This is a genomic window from Streptomyces sp. NBC_00631 (assembly GCF_045206895.1).
Lineage (GTDB): Bacteria > Actinomycetota > Actinomycetes > Streptomycetales > Streptomycetaceae > Streptomyces.
In genome coordinates, this window is the sequence record NZ_CP107734.1 from 5808376 (window position 1) to 5822130 (window position 13755).

Genomic DNA, 13755 nt, shown 5'->3' on the forward strand with positions numbered 1-13755 from the left:
TTCACACCGTCAGTTTGAAGGCTTCGAGCCAGAGCGTGTTGTCCCACGTGCCCAGGGTGAGCAGGGCCGGTCGGGCGTCACTGCATGCCTGGTTGCCCCAGCCCACGTTGCGGACATGGGCGTAACCGCAGATCTGGCCGTTGCCGACGTTGACGGTGAAGGTCTCCAGGTAGGGGTCGGCCGGCTTGGTGCTGCCGATGTAGTTGTCCTTGCCGTCACCGACGATCTTGGTCCAGGTCATCCACTTGCCCTGCCCGTTGGTGGACTGGGAGTCGTAGACGAAGGAGTTGCCGGCGGAGCCGTCGACGCCGTACACCGCGACGTTGATGTCCTTGATCGGGGTGTTCTTGCCGATGGTGCCGGCGATGGTGCCGTCGCAGACGGGCTTCGACCAGCCGGTGCCCTGGATGTAGGCGCGGTAGCAGATGTGCCGGCCGCCCGGGTCGGCGGCGGCGAGCCGGTTCACGGCGGTCGCGGCCGTGTCCTGCTTGGGTTTGGCCGTGACGGTGGCCGTCGCGCCCCCTCCCCCTCCGCCGCCGCCGTTGTCGTTTCCGGCCTCGGTGGACGGAGCGGCGGGCGCGGCGGCCGCTGTCTGGCTGGGCGCCGGGGGCGGGGTCGGGGTCGTCGAGGGGCTGGGCGCGATGCTGGTCACCCCGGCGGCCACGGGCTGTTCCTGGGCGAGGCTCTGGACGTGGGGTTTGTAGTTGAACCAGATCAGGGCGAAGGTGAGGGCGAGGGCCATCAGGGTGCCGAAGAGGGTCGCCAGCCAGCGGGGCAGGAAGCCGCGCTGGATGTACGTCCCGTCGACGGGCTCCGGCTGCACCCCCGACCGCTGCACGGTGAGCCGGTAGGGCCGCTGCTCCTTCGGCCCGAACCAGATGATCTTCCGGGGCTTCAGTGTCGCGTCGACGAAGGCGGCGCGGCCCGGCTCGATCTGGACGTTGCTGGGGTGCAGGTCGTAGACGAGCTGGTCGCCGTTGTCGCTGCCGCTGACCGAGGCCGTCAGCTTCGTGTTGCCGAGGTTGTCGATCGCCAGCTTCGGGCGGCCCCGGAAACGCCCCTTGACCGTCGGCGGGACCAGCTCCGCACGCAGCTCGGTGAAGGGCGTGATGGTGAGGTTGCCCTCGGGGACGGTGACCGCCTCGGGGTGCTCGGTGGGCGTGATGCGGACCGCGTAGGGGTTCGGTCCGGCCGTCGCGTCCGGGGTGCGGGGCGGGGCGAAGGTCAGCTCCACCGTGCCCGTCGTCCCCGGGTAGAGCCGGAGCGTCCGGGGCTCGACGGTCGTCCAGGGCGCGATGGGGCCCACCGGTTCGAAGCGGTACTCGTCGACCACGTCACCGGTGTTGCGAAGCCGCAGACCGACACGGGTGGAGGACCCCGGGTCGACGGTCGCGGAGGCGGGTTCGAGGGAGGTCCACAGGCTCACACGGCAACGCTAGGGGAACCACGGCGACCGGTCAGCGGACCACGGGGCAGGCCAGGTTGCCCCGGCCCGCGCCCGTGTTGCCCCGGGGGGCATCGTCAGAGTTCGTCGTCCGAGTCGAGGATCACGTTCCGGCGCCGCCGGCTCCGGAAGCGCGGCGTCAGGGGAGCGTCGTACTCGTCCTCGAACACCTGCTGGCTGCTCACCGGCTCGTCGTAGTCGGAGGGCGGGGCCGCGTAGTTGGGGCGTCGCGAGGCCGCCCGGCTGCGGTGGCGCGAGGCACGGCTCTGGCTGCGGGCGCGACGGGAACCGCGCGAGGGGCGGGACTCCTCCTCCAGGTAGTCCTCACCACCGCCGTACTCGACATAGGCGTCGAGGTCGGCCTGGGTCAGGACGGCGGGACCCCGGTTCCGGCTGCGCTCGACCCGCCGCCGGCTGCGACTGCGCTGCCGGGGTGTCGGCGGGGCGTACAGGTCGTCGTCGCGGTACGGGTCGACCTCCGCCGGGCGCCGCCGGCTCCGGCTGCGGGCGGGCTCGGCCACTCCGGCGGCCATGTCCTCCTCGTAGAGGCTGCCCCGGTTGTGCCGCCGGCCGCGTGGCTGCTCGTCCTCGTAGTACTCGGTGTCCGCACGGCTCGGAGCCAGGCTCGGAGCCCTGCTCGCCGCCCGCCGGCGGCTCCGGGAGCGCCTGCGGGACGCACGGTCGTCCTCGCGCTCGCGGTAGTTCGACGGGCCACCGCGCTCCTCGGGGCTGTCGCTGCGCCGGTCGGCCTCCACGTAGTACGTCCTGCGCCGGGTGGCCACGTCGGCGCTCTTGTCCTTGCCGGAGATCCGGTGCGAGTAGCCGTACTCCTCCAGGTCCCCTTCGGGGTCGGGACCCGACCTGACCCGCATCCCGGGGGGCACGGCCTTCTTGTTCTCCAGGCCGTAGAAGCTGTCGTGCGTGCTGCGCTTCTTGTACTGGCGCGGGTCCGGAGCCGTGATGCTCACGGAGACGTCGTCGCGGTTCATTCGCCCGGGCAGCCGGTTGGTGTCGCCGACCAGCTTCTGGGTGGAGTAGCCCTTCATCCGCCCCGTGCGCGGCATCTGGAAGTGCAGCTTGGCGCCTTCGTCGACGTGGCGCAGCCGCTCCGCGGCGTCCGGCCGGCTCAGGTCCATGTTGTTCAGGATCGGCACTCCGAGACGGCGCAGGGCCTCGCTGTTGCCCTGGTACTCCTGGTACTCGTCCTCGGGGTGTTCCTCGAACGTCGTGATGCCGATCTCGTCCGCCCTGCTGGGGTCCTTGCGCAGCCGCGCGCGGGCCGCGGAGGCGTCGGCCTCGGACAGATAGACCGTGCTGCGGCCCTCCAGCCGCTCCTCGGCCGTACGGGCCCGGCCCGGCGGATGGAGACCGCCCACCCGGGCGCGAGGTCCGAGGACGTCCTCCGGGTGGACCTCGACCCGGCCGAAGCGCTCGGTGTCGAAGACCTCGTAGCCGCCCGAAGTGGCACGGACGTACCGCCCGACCACGTTGTGGCCGTCGAAGAGGAACTCGAAGGACTGCCCGGCGTCCCGTGGGTGCATCCGCACGGCCGGGGGCCTGCTCCGGCCGCGCCCCCTGGGCATCCGGGCCACCACCGGAGCGGCGCCCGCGGGCGCGGCGGCCGCCGCGGGCTGCGGCGGTGCGGCCGGCCCGCTGCCGCCGTTCCTGATCCGGTGGGCGATCGACTCGGCCTCCTGCTCGTGCCGGTCGCTCGGGTCGGAGAGGTGCACCCCGCCGGTGCTGGTGCCCTCCACCGGGCCGCGCTGCTGCTGCCAGGTGTGCGCCAGCTCGTGCAGCATGGTGTGTTCGTCCGCGCCGCCCGCACCGACGACGATGTGCCGGCCGGAGGTGTACGCACGGGCCCCGAACTCGGCCGCCGAGCGTTCCGCCTCGGGTCCGGTGTGCATGACCACGTCGCTGAGGTCGGTGTTCAGACCCCGCTCCGCCTTGCCGCGGATCACCGGGTCGACCGGGCGGCCGGGCGTGGCCAGCACCCCGAGCACCGACGAACGCTGTACGGCGGTGTCCTTCCCGCCGTGCCCGCAGTTCGCGTCGTGCTCGTGCCGCTCCTCCTCGAAGGCCCGGGACAGGGCCGCGTTGCCCACCCGGCGCTGGAGTGCGAGCATCCGTCGCGCGGTGGTGTCCATGGGCGCCTGGGCACCGCGGTTCTGCCGCTGTTTCGGGTTCTGCCGGTCCTGGGACTCCTGTGCGCGCACGCTGCTCCCCTCACGATGAGCGTCCCAGCCTTAACCGCCCCGGTGCGGGAGCGGGAGGGCCGCCGGGGCAGACCCGGGGGCAGAACCGTCCGGCCGCAGGGCAGAGCGAACGGCTCACCTGCCCTTGGGGGCAACGAGGTTGCCCGCGGACAGGCACCGGAGGACGTTTCGGCGGACGCGCTTCGCGCGTGAGGGTGGGAAGCGTTCCTGTCTCGTACCCCGAGGAGAGCAGAGCATGCCGTCCTACCTGTCGCCCGGCGTCTACGTCGAGGAGGTGGCCAGCGGCTCGCGCCCCATCGAGGGGGTGGGCACGTCGGTGGCGGCCTTTGTGGGCCTGGCCCCGACCGGTCCGCTGAACGAGCCGACGCTGGTGACCAACTGGACGCAGTACGTCGCGTCCTTCGGTGAGTTCACCGACGGGTACTACCTCGCGCACTCCGTCTACGGCTTCTTCAACAACGGCGGCACGGCGGCGTACGTCGTCCGCGTCGGCGGCTCCGTCGAGGGCGCCGAAGCCTCCGTCAACGCACCCGCCGCGGTGGGGAGTTCGGCCGCCCCGGCCGCGCTGCCGCCCGGCGAGGCCAAGCAGCTCGGCACCTTCACCGTCAGCGCCATCGCCTCCGGCGATCTGAGCGTCGAGGTCGCCGACCCCGAGGGCGAGGGCCCCGTCGAACGCTTCCGGCTGCTCGTCAAGGACGGCGGCAAGACCGCCGAGACCTTCGACGTGACCGCGAAGAAGGGCGGCCGCAACTACGTGGTCACCCAGGTCAAGGAGCGCTCCAGGCTCATCACGGTGACCGAGGCCGCGCCCGCCGCGCAGCTGGCCCGTCCGGAGAACCAGACGGTGGCCCTCGCGGCCCCGACCCAGGCGCCGGCGTCCGCGTCCCCCGTCGCGGGCGCCGGCTCGCACCCCGGCCCCGCCGAGTACCTCGGCGACTCGGCCGACCGCACCGGCTTCGGCGGCCTGGAGGCCGTCGACGAGGTGTCCATGGTGGCCGTCCCCGACCTGATGGCCGCCTACCAGCGTGGCGCGATCGACCTGGAGCAGGTCAAGGCCGTCCAGCTCGGTCTGATCGCGCACTGCGAGCTGATGGGCGACCGGGTCGCGGTCATCGACCCGCCGCCGGGCCTCAACGCCCGCCAGATCCGCGTCTGGCGCCAGGAGACGGCCGGCTACGACTCCAAGTACGCGGCTCTGTACTACCCCTGGATCAAGACCTTCGACCCGTCCTCCGGTCAGTCCCGGCTGATCCCGCCGTCCGGCCACGTGTCCGGCGTCTGGGCTCGCAACGACGCCGAGCGCGGCGTCCACAAGGCCCCCGCGAACGAGGTCATCCGCGGCGCGGTCGACCTGGAGCTCCAGATCACCCGCGGCGAGCAGGACCTGCTCAACCCGATCGGCGTGAACTGCATCCGCGCCTTCCCGGGCCGCGGCATCCGGATCTGGGGCGCCCGCACCCTCTCCTCCGACCCGGCCTGGCGCTACCTCAACATCCGCCGGTACTTCAACTACCTGGAGGAGTCGATCCTGATCGGCACCCAGTGGGTGGTCTTCGAGCCCAACGACCACAACCTCTGGGCCCGGATCCGGCGCAACATCTCCGCGTTCCTGGTCAACGAGTGGCGCAGCGGCGCCCTGTTCGGGCAGCGGCCCGAGGAGGCGTACTACGTCAAGTGCGACGAGGAGACCAACCCGCCGGAGTCGGTCGACGTCGGCCGCGTGATCTGCGAGATCGGCATCGCACCGGTCAAGCCCGCCGAGTTCGTGATCTTCCGGCTGGCCCAGTTCTCCAGCGGCAGCGGCGAGCTCCAGGAGTAGCGGACCCCCGGGTCCCAACCCACTTGTTTTCCAGGCACCTTGAGAAGAACGGGCAGTAACACATGAGTCTCCAGCCGGGTGACGCCCTCACATCGCACAATTTCGGCCTGCAGATCGACGGCGTGATGGTCGAGTACCTCGCCGAGGTCAGCGGCATGACGATGGAACAGGACGTCATCACCTACCAGCAGAACACGCCGGACGGGAAGAACCACGTCCGCAACCTGCCGGGCGTGAAGAAGAACGGCACCTGCACGGTCGTACGCGGTATGACCCAGTCCTCGTCGTTCACCCAGTGGATCAACGAGTCGATCAACGGCCAGATGGCCACGGCCCGCAAGAACGCCTCCATCATCATGATGGACTTCGAGAACAACCCGGTGAAGCGCTACAACCTGCGCAACGCCTGGTGCAGCAAGATCGACACCAGCACGGTCAAGGCGGGCGAGGCGTCCGCGCTGACCGAGTCGGTGACCATCACGTTCGAAGAACTGGTCATCGAGTAATGAGGCGTTCGGCTGTCAGGGCCGGAGGCGTGGGGGCGCCGCTCGCACCGGAGGCTGCGGCGCCCCAGGCCCCTCAGCAACCGGAGACGCCCGTCGAGGTGCTGCGCACGGAGTTCCCGTTCCAGCTCCCGCGCGGGTACGTCGACGAGCAGGGCACCGTCCACCGCGACGGCGTGATGCGCCTGTCGACGGCCCGGGACGAGCTGATCCCGCTGCGGGACGTCCGCGTCCAGGAGAACCCCGCGTTCCTGTCGGTGGTGCTGCTGGGCCGGGTCATCACCCGCCTCGGCACGCTCCCCCTCGTCCACGACGGGATCGTGGAGAACATGTTCGCCTCCGACCTGGCGTTCCTGCAGGACTTCTACCGCCAGATCAACGCCGAGGGACACACCCGGGCCGCGGTCAACTGCCCGCACTGCTCGGAGCCCTTCGAGGTGGAACTCGGCGGGAGCCGCCTGGGGGAATCGTGACGTACGCGACCGACCGGCTGCACGAGGAGATCGCGTACGTCGCCTACCACTTCCACTGGAACCTGGAGGACATCCTGGACCTGGAGCACGCCGACCGCCGCCGCTACACGGCGGAGATCGCGTCCCTGGTGACCAGGGCGGCCTCCGCAGGCGCGGAGGGCTGACGGGTGGGGCTGTGGGATCGGATACGGGGGCGCGGACGGGGACCCGGGGCCGAGGAGTCCGGGAACGGGCCTGAGGTCCCGGCGCAGATGCCGCGTCCCGCGGAGGCGCCGCGTCCCGTGGTGGCGGCGGCCTGGTCCGGGCTGCCGCCGATCCAGCGTGCGCTGGGAGCGGGCGGGCCGGTCGCGGACGCCGGGTTCGGCGGCCGGTTGCCGACCTGGCAGAACCCGTCGTTCATGGGCACCCGCTCGCACGCGGTCCTGGACGGCGCGTCGAGCGCGGGGCTCACCGGTGGCGGCCTTGCGGGCACCACGACGGGTGCGGGGGCCGTGTCCGGCCTCGAACGCCCGGTGCAGTCACTGCCGTTGGCGGGGCCGACGGCAGCGGCGGGACAGACGGGACCGCCGGCCGGCCGCAGGCCGTCGGTCCCGGTGGTGCCGTTGCGGACGGTCGGGGGCGGCCCGGCCGGGTCTGCGGGATCTGCTGGATCGGTGGGATCGGGCGGGTCGGCTGGTTCGGCTGGGTCTGTGGGACGTGCCGGTTCGGCCGGTTCGGGTGGTTCGGTGGCGCCGGCGGTGCAGCGCGTGCCGTTGGCGGGGCGGCGCGGTGGTGGTGCGGCCGCGCAGCCGCCAGGGGCGACGGCAGGAACGGCACGGAACGCGAAGGGCGCGCCGAGCCCGGCGCTCCCGTCGACTCCGTCGGCCGCCTCGGCGGCCTCGACCGTCCCGGCCGCCTCGGCCGAGGGAGCGGCGCCCTCCGTGGCGGGGGCGGGGCGGCGGGCGACGCCTGCTGTCCAGCGGTCGGTCACGCCGACGACCGCGGCCTCGGCCTTTGCTGCTCCTGCCGCTTCGAGCGCGGTGCCCGTGGCATGGGCGCCGCAGCCGACCCCCGTCGTGCCGGCTCCGGCCACCGGTCCGCGCGTCGCGCCGGCACCTCCCGTCGCGCCGCGCCGCGGCGCGCTGACGCAGGCGCCGGCCGGCACCTCGGTGACGGCCGTGCAGCGGCGTACGTTGCCGTCGGCGCCGAGGGCGACGGCCGCCGAGGGCGCGGTGACGGCGTCGGGTGAGGGTGACCGAGCCGGTGGCGAGACGGCGGCGGACGGGCTCGTACAGCGGGCGGTCGAGGGCGGCGGCGGGGATCCGGTGCGGGTGAGCGGGGGCTGGCCGCGCCCGCGCGGTGACGGCCGTACCTCCTCGGGCGGCGCCCCGCGCGCTCCTCGGGGCGCTGCCTCCGGACGGGCGCCCGCACCTGCCGTCGTACAGCGGAACGCGTCCGGCGGCGGACCGGCACCGGCCCGGCCGAGCACGGCTGGTCCGGGTCCGGCCAGGGTGTCCTCGGGCGGTGGCGGCGGTGGTACGGCCGCGGTACCCATGTCGCCCGGGGCCACGGCTCGTACGGCTCCCGCGTCGCCCGCGACGACACCCCCTTCTGTCCCTTCCACGGCCCCTGTGCCGCCCTCGGTGTCCGCCGCGCCCCCGGGCTACGGCGGGTCTTCCGGTGTTTCCGGCGCCGGCGCGCGGACCCCTGTGCAACGGCAGGCGGTGAGCGGGGGCCGCGCCCCGGTCTCTCCGACCGTGCCCGGCGAGTCGGCGGCGGTCCCGGAGCAGCCGCCCGGCAGCCCCGGGACGCCTGCCGTACAACGCGGTACCGTCCCGGGCCCGGCCGCCCGGCACACGCCGCCGTCGCAGGAAAGCGGTCGTACGGAGACGCGTTCGGCGCCGACGCCGATGACGGCCACAGCCGGATCGCCCGGTGCGGGAGCCGCGGGAGCAACGCCCCGTGCCCCACGCCCGTCTGCCGCGCGGAGCGCCGGACCCACGGCGCCTGCGGCCGCGAGCGGTGGCCGCGAGGTGGCTTTGCAGCGAAGGGCGGCAGAGAGTGCGGGCGCGACCGACGCCGTGCGGGAAGCGCCCCGTCCGGCAGGGAGGGGAGCCGTACCGGCGGCCGTGCCGACGCCACCGGCTGAGCCCGGCCAGGCCGCTGCGGCCGGCCCCTCGCCGACGGCGGCGGCCAAGCCCGTTCGCGTTCCCGCTCCCACGCCCGCTCCCGTTCAGCGTGCCGCGACGACCTCGGACGCCCCTCGCCTCGGCCTCGGCGCTCCGCTTGCGCGCGCTGCCCGTAACGGTGGTCGTGAGGTGTCCGTACAGCGGCGGACGGCCGCGGGGATGACGGAGGGGCCGCAGGCCTCCTCCGCTGCCGCCGTGCCGGGAGTCGCCGTGCCGGGAGTCGTCGGGCCGGGAGCGGCCGGGCCGGGAGCGGCCGGGCCAGGGGCCGTCGGGCCGGGAGCGGCCGGGCCAGGGGCCGTCGGGCCGGGAGTCGTCGGGCCGGATGTGCCGGCACCGCCAGGGCCGCGCGAGCAGGGACCCGCCCCGTCGTCCTCCGGTCCGGCCGGTCCGGCCGGTCCGGCCATGGCGGCCCGGCCCGCTCCGACGCCGGCTCCCGCCTCCGCCTCCCCCTCCGTACAGCGTGCCGCCGGTACGACCAACACCCCCGGCGCCCCCCGCCTCGGCCTCGGCGCCCCCTTCACGGGCCCGGCTGCCGTGAGGTCCGCCGGCCGTCAGGCGGCGGTGCCGTCCGTGCAGCGGCAGCGGGCATCGAGTGCTTCGGCGAGTGCTTCAGCGAGCGGTACGTCGAGTGGTTCTGCGGCAGACCGGCCGGCCGCCTCTTCCCGTCCGGCGCCCGAAGCGCCCCGGCCGGTACAGCGCGCTTCGGCACCCGACCTGCCGGCGACGGCGGCCGAGCGTGCCCAGCCCGCCCCGACCGACCCTGCGCCGACGCCGTCACCGGTACTTCCCGGCCCCGCTCCGGCGGGCCCTCCGGCGTCGGCCGTACCTCCTTCCCCCGTCCCTCCCTTCGTCCAGCGAACTGGTGCCCCCACCCCTCCCGGCCCCGGAGGCCGCGCGGCAGCCGTCGTGCAGCGCCGGGCACAGGCGCCCCTCCCCGCGAACGCCCCGTCGTCCACCGGACCGGTGGCACCCCTGCCTCTCTTCGTGCAGCGAGCCGCGACCGCGCCTGCCGCCCTGCCGGTCAATCCGGTCAAGCCGCTCCGGCCGGCCGGCGCCACCTCCGCGCCCGCTCGGCCCGTCCCCCTGCACCCCACCACCCCGATCTCCGCCAGCACCCCTCTTCCCGTGGTGCCCACGGGCCGCCTCACCGTCCAGCGCGACGCTCTCACCACCGCGCTCCCCGTCAGCCACCCCACGACCTCCCTGGAAAAGGCGCCGGCCGCCCACACCGCTCGCGCCGTGGCGCCCCGGACCCGGACCCCCAGGCAGCCACCGCCCCCCGACGACCCGCCGCCACCCGGGTACTCCGCCTCCGCCTCGGCCGCCGACGATCCGCCGCCCGGCTACACGGCGGTCGAGGGCGGCGGGTTCGACCCCCGTGCCCTCACCGAGTTCCAGGTGGACGCCCTCGTCCACCGGATCATCGACCGGATCACCCGGCACGTCCGTACCGAGCTCCGCCGCGACCGCGAACGCGTGGGAAAACTCCGCGACTTCCGCCCCTGATCACGACGACCACGCACCACCCCACAGAAAGGCCTCCCGATGGATCGCCAGGACCCGGGAACCACAGTCTGGTTCAGCCTCTCCATCGACGGCGAGGACCTCGGTTACTTCAACGGGTGCGAGGGACTGTCGTCGCAGGTGGAGATCGAGCAGCGGCAGGAGGGCGGGAACAACGGGTTCGTGTGGCAGCTGCCGACCCGGGTCACCTTCTCCCACATCCGGCTGACCCGCCCGCTCACCCCGGACACCTCGAAGGTCGCGAAGTGGATCTCGTCCGTGCAGACGGGGATCGAGCGGCCCACCGGGCAGATCACGGCGCTGCGCGCGGACGGCTCGGAGGTGGCCCGGTGGGGGCTGCTGGACGTCCTGCCGGTGAGCTGGCAGGGGCCCTCCCTGGACGCGGGCAGTCCGTCCGTGGCCACGGAGGTCCTGGAGATCGCCCACCACGGTTTCACCGACTGAGCGGCCAGAGCGAGCAGAGCGGACTGAGAGGCAGATCAGATCATGGCCAGGAGCAGCCGGGGCGCCGGCAAGAGCCTCGTGCGGGCCACCCTCGCGATTCACGAACCGCCCGTGGGCACCAGCACCAGCCCGGGCGGCATCATCAAGACGTTCGGCTTCGAGTTCAACCCGGCACAGCTGTCGATCACCCGCCGGGCGGACTGGAAGTCGTCGGCGGCGCCGATCGAACGGGACGGCGCGCTCCCGGAGTTCCTCGGCACCCATCCGCGTGAGATGAGCGTGGAGATCTTCCTGGACCGGTCCGACGACCCGGACAGCAACGACGTGATGAAGAAGGTGGAGTCGCTGCTGGCCTGCTGCGAGGTGACCAGCAAGAGCATCGCCGCCAAGCAGCCGTCGCCGCCCTGGGTGGTCTTCCAGTGGGGTTCGTTCTCGACGGCCAACTTCACGGCGTACGTCGCCTCCGCAGACGTCTCCTACTCCCTCTTCGGAACGAGCGGGATGCCGATCCGGGCCAGCTGCCGGCTCCAGCTGCACGAGATCCCGAGCAAGACCGCCGGGCAGAACCCGACGTCCGGCGCGCTCACCGCGCAGCGCGTGCACCGGGTCGTCGCCGGGGACTCGCTGCAGTCGCTGGCCTGGCGGGAGTACGGCAACGCGGCCGCCTGGCGGGCGATCGCGGACGCGAACGACATCGACGACCCCGGGTGGCTGCCCGCGGGGACGGAACTGGTGTTGCCGGCCGCCGAGGAGGTGCGGTCCTGATGGTGAAGCATGCCTTCTCGAACGTCGTCAAGGTCGTCATCGGCGGCAAGGAGCTGACCGCCACCTCGGAGTACGGGCGGTATCTCGTCGACGCACACGTGGACCAGGGTGTCGGGGTGCCCGCCGCCTTCCAGCTGACCTTCCGCGACCCGGCCCGCAAGCTGCTCGGCAAACTGGGCGTCCAGTTCGGCACCCCGGTGGTGATCACGCCCGTCTCCGACGGCCAGGGCACCGGCGACCCGCTGCTCACCGGCGAGGTCACGGGGATGGAGGCCGAGTACGACGGCACCGGCAGCTACGCGGTCGTCCGGGGGTACGACTACGGGTTCCGGCTGATGCGGCAGCGCCGTGTCGTCGCGTACCGCAACCAGACCGCCTCGGACATCGCCCGCAAGCTGGCCGCCCAGGACGGCGTGCCGATCGGCCGGATCCAGGCCACCAAGACCGTCTACGAGTTCATCAGCCAGTCGAACATCACCGACTGGGACTTCCTGTCCCGGCTCGCCGACGAGAACGAGATGGTCATGTCGGTGGACGCGGACGGCAAGTTCCAGTTCGTGAAGCCGAAGAGCGCCTCGGGGGCGCCCTCGCCGCAGACCGACGGCGACAAGAGCCCGTTCGTGCTGGAGGCCGGCCACGACATCCTGCGGCTGCGTACCGCGGTCACCGCCTCCGACCAGGTGAACAAGGTCGAGTCGCGCGGCTGGGACGTACGGACGAAGAAGACGCTCACGGCGACCGTGACCCCCGCCGACAACACCGGCTACAGCATCGGCACCACCCCGGGCGCGGCGGCCGGCGAGTTCAAGACGTCGAAGCTGGTCGAGACGCGTACGCCGTACGACAAGCAGACCGAGGTGAAGTTCGCGGCCGACGCCCTCTCCGACGACGTCACGTCGACGTTCGCCGAGGTGGAGGTGGTCGTGCGGGGCAATCCCAAGCTGCGGCCCGGGGTTCCGGTGGCGCTCGCGGACGTCGGGGACCCCTTCGAGGGGAAGTACACGGTCACCTCGGTACGGCACGTCTTCGGCGACGCCAAGCACTACGAGACCTGGGTGACCGTCAGCGGCCGCCAGTGGCGGTCGCTCTACGGCGTCGCCTCGGGCGGCGGCGGGGACGCCGGCGGGGACCGGCAGCTCAGCGTGGCGCAGGCCCTCGTCACCGACGTGCAGGATCCGCTCCAGCAGGGGCGGGTGAAGCTCAAGTTCCCGTGGCTGGACGACACCTACGTCAGCGACTGGACCCGGACCATGCAGTGGGGCGGGGTCCGCGGCGGCGGGGTCTTCCCGATGGACGTCGGTGACGAGGTGCTCGTCGCCTTCGACCGGGGCGCCCTGGACCACGCGTACGTCATCGGCGGCCTCTACAACGGCAAGGACAAGCCGACCCGGGTCAAGGACGTACCGCTGCACGACGGCATGCGCGGCCGGGCCACCCGGCACACCGTCTCCGACCGGGTCGGCAACCGGATGGACCTGCTCGACCAGCGGGGCCGCAAACAGGGCGTCCGGCTGGCCAGCGGCGACGACAAGCTCACCGTCTTCCTGGACCGGCAGAAGACCGAGATCACCGTGGACAGCAAGGGCAGCGTCTCCATCAAGGGCAGCAGGTCGGTGTCGGTCGAGGCCGGCGCCAACCTGTCCCTGAAGGCGGCGGGCGCGCTCAGCATCAGGAGCGGGGGGCCGCTGTCCCTGCAGAGCGCGGAACTCGTCGACATCAAGTCCCCCGCGGGCGCGGTCTCCGTGAACGCCGCCGCCGTGAACGTGATGGCGAACGCCGCGCTGTCGCTGCGCGGCAACGCCGCCGTCGCGATCAGCTCCTTCACCACGGTGGGCATCCAGGCCCCCGAGGTGCCGGTCCTGGGCAACCTGATGATGGGCGGACTGACGGTGATGGTGATCCCGGCATGAGCGGGCGGCAGGGCTTCCCCGAGAGGCGGGTGCGGGGCTGATGGCGGAGCAGTTCGTCGGCGCCGGCTGGTCGTTCCCGCTGCGCATCGGCCCCACCGGCGGCATCGCCCTGGTCAGCGGCGAGAAGGAGGTGGAGGAGGCCATCCGCCTCATCCTCTCCACGGCCCCCGGCGAGCGACCGATGCGGCCGGAGTTCGGCTGCGCCATCCACGACCTCGTCTTCGCCCCGGTCAACGAGCAGACCGCCGGCCGCATCCAGCACGAGGTGTACGCCAGCCTCGACCGCTGGGAACCGCGGATCGAGGTCGAGGACGTCGAGGTCTCCACCGGCGCCGACCCGAGCGTGCTGATGATCGACGTCCGCTACTCGATCCGCGGCACCAACAACCCGCGCAGCCTGGTCTTCCCCTTCTACGTCATCCCCTCCCACGACGAGCCGGACCTGCCCCCCGCCTCCCCGGACTCCTCCGAAAGCGACCGCTGATCCCG

Annotated in this window: 12 protein-coding genes; 9 read left to right on the plus strand and 3 right to left on the minus strand. The window is 73.0% G+C overall.

The features are described 5' to 3' along the window. Position 1: 1 nt before the first annotated feature. Together OHB00_RS26665 and OHB00_RS26670 are read right to left on the minus strand one after the other, a co-directional pair. The gene (locus OHB00_RS26665) at positions 2-1426 is read right to left on the minus strand and encodes a hydrolase (protein WP_406438209.1); all 1425 of its coding nucleotides are present in this window, start codon (positions 1424-1426) and stop codon (positions 2-4) included. Between the two features lie 95 nt (positions 1427-1521). Further along, positions 1522-3660 carry a DUF4157 domain-containing protein gene (locus tag OHB00_RS26670; protein ID WP_406438211.1) on the minus strand — a complete coding sequence of 713 codons (2139 nt, stop codon included), beginning with the start codon at positions 3658-3660 and terminating at the stop codon, positions 1522-1524. A gap of 235 nt (positions 3661-3895) precedes the next feature. On the opposite strand from OHB00_RS26670, the gene OHB00_RS26675 reads away from it, so the two are divergent. The 4 genes from OHB00_RS26675 to OHB00_RS26690 all read left to right on the plus strand — a co-directional run bounded on the left by OHB00_RS26675 (position 3896) and on the right by OHB00_RS26690 (position 6619). Further along, positions 3896-5479, plus strand: coding sequence for a phage tail sheath subtilisin-like domain-containing protein (locus OHB00_RS26675; protein ID WP_406438212.1), 1584 nt, complete (start codon positions 3896-3898; stop codon positions 5477-5479). Between the two features lie 62 nt (positions 5480-5541). Further along, the gene (locus OHB00_RS26680; protein ID WP_351494137.1) at positions 5542-5985 is read left to right on the plus strand and encodes a phage tail protein; all 444 of its coding nucleotides are present in this window, start codon (positions 5542-5544) and stop codon (positions 5983-5985) included. Next, the gene (locus tag OHB00_RS26685; protein ID WP_406438214.1) at positions 5985-6455 is read left to right on the plus strand and encodes a hypothetical protein; all 471 of its coding nucleotides are present in this window, start codon (positions 5985-5987) and stop codon (positions 6453-6455) included. The genes OHB00_RS26680 and OHB00_RS26685 overlap by 1 nt, the downstream gene beginning before the upstream one ends. After that, positions 6452-6619, plus strand: coding sequence for a DUF6760 family protein (locus OHB00_RS26690; protein ID WP_355721179.1), 168 nt, complete (start codon positions 6452-6454; stop codon positions 6617-6619). Before OHB00_RS26685 ends, OHB00_RS26690 begins: the two co-directional genes overlap by 4 nt. Here OHB00_RS26690 and OHB00_RS26695 read toward each other — a convergent pair. Then, complete coding sequence (locus OHB00_RS26695) at positions 6559-8058, minus strand: hypothetical protein (RefSeq protein ID WP_406438216.1); 1500 nt, start codon at positions 8056-8058, stop codon at positions 6559-6561. The genes OHB00_RS26690 and OHB00_RS26695 overlap by 61 nt on opposite strands. 1528 nt (positions 8059-9586) lie before the next feature. Between OHB00_RS26695 and OHB00_RS26700 the strand changes: the two genes are divergently transcribed. Genes OHB00_RS26700 through OHB00_RS26720 form a run of 5 tightly spaced genes read left to right on the plus strand, consistent with a single transcriptional unit; the run spans position 9587 to position 13750 of the window. After that, positions 9587-10129 carry a hypothetical protein gene (locus tag OHB00_RS26700; protein ID WP_406438218.1) on the plus strand — a complete coding sequence of 181 codons (543 nt, stop codon included), beginning with the start codon at positions 9587-9589 and terminating at the stop codon, positions 10127-10129. 39 nt (positions 10130-10168) lie between these two features. Then, positions 10169-10591, plus strand: coding sequence for a phage tail protein (locus tag OHB00_RS26705; protein ID WP_089100302.1), 423 nt, complete (start codon positions 10169-10171; stop codon positions 10589-10591). 42 nt (positions 10592-10633) lie between these two features. Further along, entirely contained in the window at positions 10634-11356 is a 723-nt protein-coding gene (locus OHB00_RS26710) for a LysM peptidoglycan-binding domain-containing protein (protein ID WP_406438220.1), read from the plus strand. Continuing rightward, on the plus strand, positions 11356-13266 hold the full coding sequence (locus tag OHB00_RS26715; protein WP_406438222.1) for a VgrG-related protein: 1911 nt from the start codon (positions 11356-11358) through the stop codon (positions 13264-13266). The genes OHB00_RS26710 and OHB00_RS26715 overlap by 1 nt, the downstream gene beginning before the upstream one ends. A gap of 40 nt (positions 13267-13306) precedes the next feature. Then, on the plus strand, positions 13307-13750 hold the full coding sequence (locus OHB00_RS26720) for a GPW/gp25 family protein (RefSeq protein WP_406438224.1): 444 nt from the start codon (positions 13307-13309) through the stop codon (positions 13748-13750). Positions 13751-13755 lie beyond the last annotated feature (5 nt).

Excerpts from the sequence above, each read along its gene's own strand:
- OHB00_RS26675 (WP_406438212.1), top strand. The coding sequence starts at position 3,896 with ATGCCGTCCTACCTGTCGCCCGGCGTCTACGTCGAGGAGGTGGCCAGC.
- OHB00_RS26680 (WP_351494137.1), top strand. The coding sequence starts at position 5,542 with ATGAGTCTCCAGCCGGGTGACGCCCTCACATCGCACAATTTCGGCCTG.
- OHB00_RS26685 (WP_406438214.1), top strand. The coding sequence starts at position 5,985 with ATGAGGCGTTCGGCTGTCAGGGCCGGAGGCGTGGGGGCGCCGCTCGCA.
- OHB00_RS26705 (WP_089100302.1), top strand. The coding sequence starts at position 10,169 with ATGGATCGCCAGGACCCGGGAACCACAGTCTGGTTCAGCCTCTCCATC.
- OHB00_RS26710 (WP_406438220.1), top strand. The coding sequence starts at position 10,634 with ATGGCCAGGAGCAGCCGGGGCGCCGGCAAGAGCCTCGTGCGGGCCACC.
- OHB00_RS26715 (WP_406438222.1), top strand. The coding sequence starts at position 11,356 with ATGGTGAAGCATGCCTTCTCGAACGTCGTCAAGGTCGTCATCGGCGGC.
- OHB00_RS26720 (WP_406438224.1), top strand. The coding sequence starts at position 13,307 with ATGGCGGAGCAGTTCGTCGGCGCCGGCTGGTCGTTCCCGCTGCGCATC.